At 69.2% G+C, this 898-nt stretch carries 1 protein-coding gene; it reads right to left on the bottom strand.

Annotation, left to right across the window (positions count from 1 at the left end):
- The coding region (locus HF320_RS08985; protein WP_169277997.1) for an iron-containing alcohol dehydrogenase at positions 1-898 on the bottom strand (898 nt) is incomplete at both ends.

Raw genomic sequence — 898 nt, 5'->3', positions numbered from 1 at the left:
TCATGGCCTCGCAGACGTGCGGGATGTTCACGTCGGCGGAGAGCTGCTTGACGGCGGCGATGGCGGCGTCGGCGGCCTCGTCGGCGCTCATGCCCGCGGTGTCGACGCCCATGGCGACGGCGACCTCGGCCAGGCGCTCGGCGCAGACCGGCTTGTTGAACTCCATGGCGATCGGCAGCAGCATGGCGCAGGCGACGCCGTGCGGGGTGTCGTAGTGGGCGGACAGGGTGTGGGCCATGGCGTGGTCGATGCCCAGGCCGACGTTGGAGAAGCCCATGCCGGCGACGTACTGGCCGAGGGCCATGCCCTCGCGGCCGGAGCCGGGCTGACCGGACTTGGCCTCGGCGACGGAGTCGCGCAGGTTCTCGCTGATCAGCTTGATGGCCTCGAAGTGGAACATGTCGGAGAGCTCCCAGGCGCCCTTGGTGGTGTAGCCCTCGATGGCGTGGGTCAGAGCGTCCATGCCGGTGGAGGCGGTCAGGCCGGCGGGCATGGAGGCCATCATGTCGGGGTCGACGACGGCGACCTCGGGGGCGTCGTTGGTGTCGACGCACACGAACTTGCGGACCTTCTCGGGGTCGGTGATGACGTAGTTGATGGTCACCTCGGCGGCGGTGCCGGCGGTCGTCGGCACGGCGATGGTGAACACGGCGTGGTTCTTGGTGGGCGCGACGCCCTCGAGGCTGCGCACGTCGGCGAACTCGGGGTTGTTGACGATGATGCCGATGGCCTTGGCGGTGTCCATGGAGGAGCCGCCGCCGATGGCCACGATGGAGTCGGCCCCGGCGGCCTGATAGGCCTCGACGCCGTCCTGGACGTTCTTGATGGTGGGGTTGGGCTTGATCTCGGAGTAGAGGCTCCAGGCGATGCCGGCGGCGTCGAGCTCGTCGGTCACCTT

The sequence above is a fragment of the Collinsella acetigenes genome, assembly GCF_012844445.1.
Lineage (GTDB): Bacteria > Actinomycetota > Coriobacteriia > Coriobacteriales > Coriobacteriaceae > Collinsella > Collinsella acetigenes.
Note: the sequence above shows the minus strand (reverse complement) of the source record. Positions and strands in the feature narration are given on the sequence as shown.